Source organism: Nitrosomonas sp., assembly GCF_022842015.1.
Taxonomy (GTDB): domain Bacteria; phylum Pseudomonadota; class Gammaproteobacteria; order Burkholderiales; family Nitrosomonadaceae; genus Nitrosomonas.
Genome location: NZ_JALHQJ010000039.1, coordinates 22,827 through 30,350, shown reverse-complemented (window position 1 = coordinate 30,350; position 7,524 = coordinate 22,827). Strand labels below are relative to the sequence as shown.

The following is a 7,524-nucleotide window of genomic DNA, read 5'->3' as shown; positions in this document are numbered from 1 at the left end:
GCGGGCAAGATGGTGTTAAAGCCGGAGGATGACGACGACGATTACGACGATGATGAAGATGATGAGGACGATGAGGAAGAAGAAGGCGAAGATAATGGTAGTGATGATGATGACGAGGACGAGGATGAATAATTCGTTTCTTGCTGCATTTTTGTTTGTAGGTGACCAAGCTCTGGAGCTGACAATCTCCAGAGTGCAAAGCTTTTAAAAATATCTCAAAGAGAAAGGGTTATATTCTGGTGGTTTTATTAGAAATCATAAAAGCAACTGTGCTTTGTAAAGTGATTTGCATTAATAAAATTGTTCTGAAGTAAATCAATGCTAGCTACAGATTAACTCTGATTAATAGTTGAATTTTGTTCATCAGTTAACAACTCTCTTACTATAATGCTTCAACTTATAGAAGGGCTTCACTGTGGCAGAAGAGTCACAAAATAAATTGGTGTATGCTGGAAAACTCGGATATAGTTTTCGACGGCATTTGCATGAAAGGTTTATAGAAACTTTTTTATTCTTGTCAGCAATTCTTTCGGTTGCAATTATGCTTGCAATCATCGCTATGCTTTTAAAGGAATCGATAGTTTTTTTTCGTCAAGTATCTATTTGGGATTTTTTAACGGATACGCAGTGGACGCCGCTATTTGATGATGCTCACTACGGGATATTGCCGCTAATCTCTGGAACACTAGTTAGTTCTTTGATTGCGTTACTGGTTGCGCTCCCTATGGGTACCATAATTGCCATATATCTTTCCGAATTTGCGCCATTTACGGTGCGCGAAATTGCAAAACCTTTTTTAGAGTTATTAGGTGGCGTTCCAACCGTTGTCTACGGATATTTCGCATTATTATTTGTAACTCCATTATTGCAAATAATTTTTCCGGAATTGCCAGGCTTTAATTTACTATCTGCTGGATTAGTAATGGGAATAATGATCATCCCATATGTGAGCTCAATGACTGAGGATGCTATGCGCGCGGTTCCAATGAATCTGCGAGAGGGCTCCTACGCCATGGGCGCCACGCGTTTTCAGACAGCAATTCGTGTAGTTATGCCAGCAGCATTTTCTGGTATAGCTGCTGCATATATTTTGGGGATATCGCGCGCCGTTGGCGAAACAATGGTAGTGGCAATTGCTGCAGGAATGCAACCGAATTTAACATGGAATCCAATGGAGCCCGCAGCGACAATCACAGCTTATATTGTTCAAGTTAGTTTGGGAGATTTGCCGCATGGAAGTATCGGTTATCAGACAATATTTGCTGCTGGATTGACTTTGCTGTTAATAACACTTGTATTCAATATCATTGGACATTTATTGCGCAAACGTTATCGGGAAATTTATTGATGGATCAGAAGCAATGTGGATGTTAGCATTTTGACTGATAAGAGTTATATCAATAGTTCCTTAAGATGTTTGCTTGTGGAATCATGCAATGAGAAGTGTAAAGAGCCTCAAAGAAATTAGAAGAATCATTATCCTTCATAAAAGATGGGATTTGATTTTTATGATAACTGGCATAGTTGCGTTAATGATCGCGATAATGACCTTTATGGCCTTATTTGCACATATGCTAATTGATGGTTTGCCTCGCTTATCTTGGGCATTTTTTACATCATTTCCATCACGACATCCAGAGTCTGCCGGAATTTTATCTGCTTGGGTTGGCACTACTTTGGTCATGCTTGTAACGGCAGTGGCTGCGGTACCATTGGGAATAGGATCAGGTATATACCTAGAAGAATATGCTCCTCGGAATTTTCTGACCGAGATCATCGAGATTAATGTCACCAACTTGGCGGGGGTTCCGTCGATTATATATGGTTTGCTTGCATTAGGATTGTTTGTGTATCAATTAGGTTTTGGGCAGAGTGTTTTGGCAGCAGGATTAGCTTTGGCGTTATTGATTCTACCCGTTGTTATTGTGGCTACACGAGAGGCGATACGATCAATTCCCGTTACAATACGAGAAGCAGCTTATGCATTGGGCGCAACCAAGTGGCAAACAGTCTCGGATCATTTGTTGCCATACTCATCAGCAGGAATTTTAACAGGAATTATCATAGGATTGGCTCGAGCGATTGGTGAAACAGCTCCAATTATCACTATTGGAGCATTGACGTTTATCGCCTTCTTGCCCCCATCTCCAGTAAAAGATGAATTTCCATTTATGTCATTTGAATGGCTCACTGCTCCTTTTACTGTAATGCCAATACAAATGTTTAACTGGGTGTCTCGACCTGAAGAAGCTTTTCAGTTGAATGCGGCTGCAGCGGGATTAGTCTTGGTCGTTATGACGCTCGCTATGAATGGCTTGGCAATTTATTTACGCTACAGAATGCGGAAAAATATTAAGTGGTAAAGAAATAATGCAGATAGATCAGAAAGAAATTGCGGCATATGCTCAGTATAAATCTGAAGTAAAGAATCTCAGTTTTCATTATGGTGCATTTAATGCACTCAAGAATATTGATATGGTGTTGCATGATAAGAAGATTACAGCTCTAATTGGGCCATCTGGGTGTGGCAAATCGACATTTTTGAGGTGCTTTAATCGCATGCATGATTTGTATCCGGGTAATCGCTATGATGGCGAAATAATTTTGCATCCCGATGATGTGAATATTTTAGCGTCGAATGTTGACCCGATCGAAGTGCGGATGAGGATAAGCATGGTATTTCAGAAACCTAATCCATTTCCTAAATCAATTTATGAAAATGTAGCGTATGGGTTGCGCGTGAGAGGGATTAAACAACGGGCAATTCTGGATGAAAAAGTGGAGATAGCTTTGCGTAATTCAGCGTTGTGGGATGAAGTTAAAGATCGTTTACATGAACTTGCTTTTAATCTTTCAGGAGGGCAGCAACAGAGACTTTGCATTGCGCGTGCATTAGCAACGGATCCTGAGATTTTACTATTTGACGAGCCGACTTCTGCCCTTGATCCGATAGCGACGGCTAGTATTGAAGAGTTGATTACCGATTTAAAGGCTAAAGTGACTATACTTATAGTGACTCATAATATGCAGCAAGCAGCGAGAGTCTCAGACTACACTGCTTATATGTATCTAGGCGAGTTAATCGAGTTTAATGTGACAGATACAATATTTATTAAGCCTAAGAATAAGCAAACCGAAGATTATATTACCGGCCGTTTCGGTTAATGGGCGGCATTCTCTAAATAATTAATCTTGACTTTCAATAGGCATAAATTAAAAGGAAGCTTATAGATAATTGTCGAGATAAGTATATAGGTGATAAAGTTGGTTTTGCTGTATCAGTGTAAAAGTGTGCGTAAAACGTAAAAATGTATTAATGAGGGGCGCTATTGATGCACAAAATTGACTTGATAAAGAATCAAGGGTAGCATCGCCCATTTTGGAAAGTTGGAGCTGGAAGTAAGATGCGTAAAAAGATGGTTGCTGGTAACTGGAAGATGCACGGTAATTTAGTTGATAATAAACAGTTGCTTGATGCGGTAATTGCTGAATTAAATGGATTGGGTGAAGATCTTGTGGCAGTTTGTGTGCCTTACCTCTATCTGCCGTCTGTACAAAGCCAATTACAGAATACGAAAATAGCATTGGGTGCTCAGAACGTGAGTCAGTATGAAAAGGGTGCGTATACAGGAGAAATTTCAGCATCCATGTTGAGTGATTTTCAGTGTCAATATGTTATTGTTGGGCACTCAGAAAGAAGAATGCTGTTTGGTGAAGACAATCACGTGGTTGCGGAAAAATACGTCGCAGCTCAAAATGCCGGGATAACTCCGATTTTATGTGTTGGAGAGACAATGGAGCAACGTGAGGCTAAGATTACTGAGCAAGTCATAGAGCAACAATTAATGTCGGTCATTAATTTGGCAGGAATTGAGACACTTAACAAAGCAGTTGTTGCTTATGAGCCAGTATGGGCTATTGGTACAGGTAAGACTGCATCGCCAGAACAGGCGCAAGATGTGCATGCATTTATAAGGGAAGGAATAGCTAAGCAGAATTTGAACGTGGCGAATCAGTTGACTGTTCTCTACGGAGGCAGCGTTAAAGGCAATAATGCATCTGAACTATTTGCTATGCCTGATATTGATGGTGGCTTAATAGGAGGTGCTTCGCTTATTGCAAATGATTTCATCGCAATTTGCCGTGCATTACGTCATTAAATTTTTTGGAGTATAACGTTGGAAATCTTGGTTTGGACCGCACATGTTTCGCTAGCGATTTTATTGATAGTTTTGGTATTATTGCAGCATGGTAAAGGCGCAGATATGGGAGCTGCATTTGGCAGTGGTTCAGCAGGCAGTTTGTTTGGTGCAAGTGGATCAGCTACTTTCTTGAGTCGTGCTACGAGCTTTGTTGCAGCAATGTTTTTTATCACAAGTCTGAGTTTAACTTATTTCTCGATGAATCAAACTTCAAGTGGAAGTGTAATGAGTATCATGGATGGTGTTGAAGAATCTAAGAATGCTGCAGAGATGGAAGTAGATGGAACATCTGTTTCAGAGCGTGATTATAATATACCAGAGACTGAGAGCAGCTCAATAGTTAACAAAATACCTGAGTAACTTCTACGATGAAATTAGTGTAGAAGCTTAATGATGAGATAGAGCATAGTTTTGCCGCCGACGTGGTGGAATTGGTAGACACGCCGTCTTGAGGGGGCGGTGGCGAAAGCTGTGCGAGTTCGAGTCTCGCCGTCGGCACCATGTGTAATTAGTGATTCTATTTAAATTCTGGCGTATAAATTTACAATGCTTGAAAACTATTTTTCGATATTATTATTTCTTATTGTTGGTTTTTTAGTAGGGGTTGTGCCTATGCTTTGCGGTTGGTTGCTCGCGCCTAGCAATCCAGATAGTGAAAAACTTTCGCCTTATGAGTGTGGGTTCGAAGCTTTTGAAGATGCGCGAATGAAGTTTGATGTGCGATACTATTTGGTAGCAATTTTATTTATTTTATTTGATCTGGAGATCGCATTCCTATTTCCGTGGGCCATTGTGCTGGATGAAATTGGGTTGTTTGGATTTCTGGCTATGATGGTTTTTCTAAGCATCTTGGTGGTGGGATTTATTTACGAGTGGATGAAAGGTGCTTTAGAGTGGGATTAATGTTATGAGTATAGAAGGGACGCTTGAAAAAGGCTTTGTTACCACTAGCCTGGATTCAATTATTAATTGGGGACGAACTGGTTCCATGTGGCCGATGACCTTTGGACTCGCATGTTGTGCGGTTGAAATGATGGAAACTGGGGCCTCCCGTTATGATCTTGATCGTTTTGGGATAGTGTTTCGTCCAAGTCCACGGCAGTCGGATGTCATGATTGTTGCCGGGACATTATGTAATAAAATGGCACCTGCTTTACGTAAGGTCTATGATCAAATGGCAGAACCCCGATGGGTGATATCCATGGGATCATGTGCGAATGGTGGTGGTTACTATCATTATTCTTACTCGGTAGTTCGTGGATGTGATCGTATAGTGCCGGTTGATATATATGTGCCTGGTTGCCCGCCAACAGCAGAAGCTTTGTTGTATGGGATCATTCAGTTGCAGAATAAAATTAATCGTACTAACACAATCGCTCGCTAAATCATCAGTATGTTAACTACACAATATGAAGTTCTTGCTGCAGCACTACGGAGTGCTCTAGAGAATAAGTTGATTAATCTGCAGGTGCAGAAAAATGAATTAACTATCGTAATAAACGCCGAAGATGTTCTGAATGTAAGCAAAATACTGCGGGATAACTCGGCACTTATGTTCGATACATTGATCGATTTGTGTGGGATAGATTATTTAACTTATGGTGATGGTCTATCCATCAAGTGCGATTTAAGAAATAGGCGCTTTGCAGTAATTTATCATTTGCTATCAGTTGAGCGAAATCAGAGGTTACGTGTCCGGGTTTTTGCTGAGAATAATGAGTTTCCTATGGTACATTCAGTTACCGAAGTATGGCCCGCTGCTAACTGGTTCGAGCGGGAGGCATTTGATCTATATGGCATTGTTTTTTCCGATCACCCAGATTTGCGTCGTATATTGACTGATTATGGGTTTATAGGAAATCCCTTTCGTAAGGATTTTCCTATAACTGGCCATGTAGAGATGCGCTATGATGAACAGCAGAAGCGCGTGATTTATCAACCCGTTAGTATAGAGCCGAGAGAGATAACACCGCTCGTGATACGTGAGGAACACTATGGGGATAGTGAGTCCTGAGAATATCATCTTGAATTGTGTTTTTTAAAGAGTTTTCAAGAAAAAAGTAACTTATGGCTGAAATACGTAATTACACTTTGAATTTCGGACCGCAGCACCCGGCAGCTCACGGTGTGCTTCGGTTGGTTCTGGAATTAGACGGAGAAGTTGTTCGGCGTGCAGATCCGCATATTGGTTTGTTGCATCGTGCGACTGAGAAATTGGCAGAAAATAAAACATATATTCAATCAGTCCCTTATATGGATCGGTTAGACTATGTTTCCATGATGGTCAACGAACATGCTTATGTGATGGCCATAGAGAAGTTGTTGCAAATTGAAGTGCCCATTAGAGCGCAATATATCCGCGTAATGTTTGATGAAATTACTCGTATTCTAAATCATTTGCTTTGGATTGGTGCACATGCGCTTGATGTTGGTGCTATGACGATGTTTTTGTATGCTTTTCGCGAAAGAGAAGATTTGATGGATTGCTATGAGGCAGTATCAGGTGCTCGCATGCATGCTGCTTATTATCGTCCTGGCGGGGTGTACCGCGATTTGCCAGATTCCATGCCTAAGTACCAGTCTTCAATAATACATAGCGAAAAACAGACTCGTGTACGGAATGAAAATAGAGAAGGTTCTTTATTAGATTTTATTGAGGATTTTACCAATCGCTTTCCAATCTATGTCGATGAATATGAGACTTTGTTGACGGATAATAGGATCTGGAAGCAGCGTTTGGTTGATATTGGTGTTGTCTCTCCTGAGCGTGCTAAAGCATTAGGATTTACTGGTCCAATGTTGCGCGGATCTGGTGTGGAATGGGATTTAAGGAAGAAACAACCTTATGAGGTTTACGATCGTCTTGATTTCGACATACCTATTGGCGTAAATGGCGATTGTTATGATCGATATTTGATACGTATGGAAGAGTTTCGTCAATCAAATCGCATTATTAAGCAATGTGTCGATTGGTTGCGTAAGAACCAAGGTCCGATTATTACTGATAATCATAAAGTTGCGCCGCCATCTCGAGTCGAGATGAAGCAAAATATGGAAGAAATGATTCATCATTTTAAGTTGTTTACAGAGGGTTTCCATGTGCCTCCGGGTGAGGCTTATGTTGCGGTTGAGCATCCCAAAGGTGAATTCGGTATATATCTGGTATCTAACGGCGCCAATAAACCATATCGACTGAAAATACGCGCGCCCGGTTTTGCGCATTTGGCTGCCTTAGATGAAATGTCCAGAGGGCACATGATTTCAGATGTAGTCGCAATTATTGGTACGCAAGATATAGTATTTGGTGAGATAGATAGATAAC

9 protein-coding genes and 1 tRNA gene are annotated in these 7,524 nt (G+C 40.8%); all 10 read left to right on the top strand.

The genetic code is table 11. The annotated features are described in order from the left end of the window. The first annotated feature begins 415 nt into the window (after positions 1 to 415). The 10 genes from pstC to Q0C11_RS08835 all read left to right on the top strand — a co-directional run bounded on the left by pstC (position 416) and on the right by Q0C11_RS08835 (position 7,523). Positions 416 to 1,348, top strand: a complete 933-nt coding sequence (gene pstC, locus Q0C11_RS08880; RefSeq protein ID WP_292920398.1) for a phosphate ABC transporter permease subunit PstC — start codon at positions 416 to 418, stop codon at positions 1,346 to 1,348. Positions 1,349 to 1,436: 88 nt separating this feature from the next. Continuing rightward, complete coding sequence (gene pstA / locus Q0C11_RS08875) at positions 1,437 to 2,363, top strand: phosphate ABC transporter permease PstA (protein ID WP_293007193.1); 927 nt, start codon at positions 1,437 to 1,439, stop codon at positions 2,361 to 2,363. A gap of 7 nt (positions 2,364 to 2,370) precedes the next feature. Beyond that, positions 2,371 to 3,165: a phosphate ABC transporter ATP-binding protein PstB gene (pstB, locus tag Q0C11_RS08870; protein WP_293007195.1), complete on the top strand. Its 795-nt coding sequence runs from the start codon at positions 2,371 to 2,373 to the stop codon at positions 3,163 to 3,165. 239 nt (positions 3,166 to 3,404) lie between these two features. Beyond that, positions 3,405 to 4,160, top strand: a complete 756-nt coding sequence (gene tpiA / locus Q0C11_RS08865) for a triose-phosphate isomerase (RefSeq protein ID WP_293007192.1) — start codon at positions 3,405 to 3,407, stop codon at positions 4,158 to 4,160. Positions 4,161 to 4,178: 18 nt separating this feature from the next. Next, positions 4,179 to 4,562, top strand: a complete 384-nt coding sequence (secG, locus tag Q0C11_RS08860; protein ID WP_293007191.1) for a preprotein translocase subunit SecG — start codon at positions 4,179 to 4,181, stop codon at positions 4,560 to 4,562. Positions 4,563 to 4,618: 56 nt separating this feature from the next. Next, positions 4,619 to 4,703, top strand: a tRNA-Leu gene (locus Q0C11_RS08855). 45 nt (positions 4,704 to 4,748) lie between these two features. Then, positions 4,749 to 5,105, top strand: coding sequence for an NADH-quinone oxidoreductase subunit A (locus Q0C11_RS08850; RefSeq protein WP_293007190.1), 357 nt, complete (start codon positions 4,749 to 4,751; stop codon positions 5,103 to 5,105). A 4-nt stretch (positions 5,106 to 5,109) separates the two neighbouring features. Continuing rightward, on the top strand, positions 5,110 to 5,586 hold the full coding sequence (locus tag Q0C11_RS08845; protein ID WP_090319159.1) for an NADH-quinone oxidoreductase subunit B family protein: 477 nt from the start codon (positions 5,110 to 5,112) through the stop codon (positions 5,584 to 5,586). 9 nt (positions 5,587 to 5,595) lie between these two features. Continuing rightward, on the top strand, positions 5,596 to 6,216 hold the full coding sequence (locus tag Q0C11_RS08840; protein WP_293007189.1) for an NADH-quinone oxidoreductase subunit C: 621 nt from the start codon (positions 5,596 to 5,598) through the stop codon (positions 6,214 to 6,216). 53 nt (positions 6,217 to 6,269) lie between these two features. Then, positions 6,270 to 7,523 carry an NADH-quinone oxidoreductase subunit D gene (locus Q0C11_RS08835; protein WP_293007188.1) on the top strand — a complete coding sequence of 418 codons (1,254 nt, stop codon included), beginning with the start codon at positions 6,270 to 6,272 and terminating at the stop codon, positions 7,521 to 7,523. Position 7,524: the final 1 nt, after the last annotated feature.